General features: G+C 70.0%; 1 pseudogene. It reads left to right on the top strand.

Features of this window, described 5'->3' with window-relative positions:
• Nucleotides 1-24: 24 nt before the first annotated feature.
• Nucleotides 25-836: pseudogene (locus tag GXP76_RS35475) on the top strand (IS5 family transposase).
• Nucleotides 837-840 lie beyond the last annotated feature (4 nt).

The raw sequence follows: 840 nt of genomic DNA, 5'->3' as shown, positions 1-840 counted from the left end.
GATCATCGGATCGTTGGTCTGGTCGTGAGGGATGGGGAGATTACTGACGTCGCCTGGGCGGTGATCGAGCCGTTGCTGCCGTCTGCGGGGCGGGCGCGTGGCCGGTGGCGGGATCACCGTCAGGTGCTTGAGGGCATCGTGTTCAAGTTCCGTACGGGTTTGCCCTGGAGGGACCTGCCCGAGCGGTTCGGCCCGTGGCAGACCGTTCACGGCCGCTTCGCCCGCTGGGCCGCCGACGGCACGTTCGACCGCCTCCTGGCCGCCGTCCAGACCCGGGCGGAGGTGGACTGGCTCGTCGCGATCGATTCCACCATCGTGCGGGCCCACCAGCACACCGCGGCCAAAGGGGGCTCGAAGAACGCGGACTCGGACGCTCCCGCGGCGGGCTGACCAGCAAACTCCACCTCGCCTGCGATGGACAGGGCCGACCGCTCGCCTTCCTCCTGACCGGCGGCAACCGCAACGACTGCACCCAGGCCGAAGCCGTCATCGACCGCATCCGCGTCCCCGGGCCAGGCCCGGGACGGCCCCGGACCCGGCCCGGACACGTCGTCGCGGACAAGGGCTACTCGGCCCGCACCTTCCGGGCTTACCTCCGCCGGCGAGGCATCAAGGCCACGATCCCCGAACGCGTCGACCAACTCGCCGGCAGAGCACGGCGCCGCGAACGGCCCTGCCACTTCGACAAGGCCGCCTACCGACGACGCAACGTCGTCGAACGCTGCTTCCACCGCCTCAAACAATGGCGCGGCATCGCCACCCGCTACGACAAACGCCCCGACCGCTACCTCGCCGCCATCACCCTCGCCAGCACCCTCATCTGGCTCGACCAATGATCGA

The sequence above is a fragment of the Streptomyces sp. NP-1717 genome (assembly GCF_022695985.1).
Lineage (GTDB): Bacteria > Actinomycetota > Actinomycetes > Streptomycetales > Streptomycetaceae > Streptomyces.
Note: the sequence above shows the minus strand (reverse complement) of the source record. Positions and strands in the feature narration are given on the sequence as shown.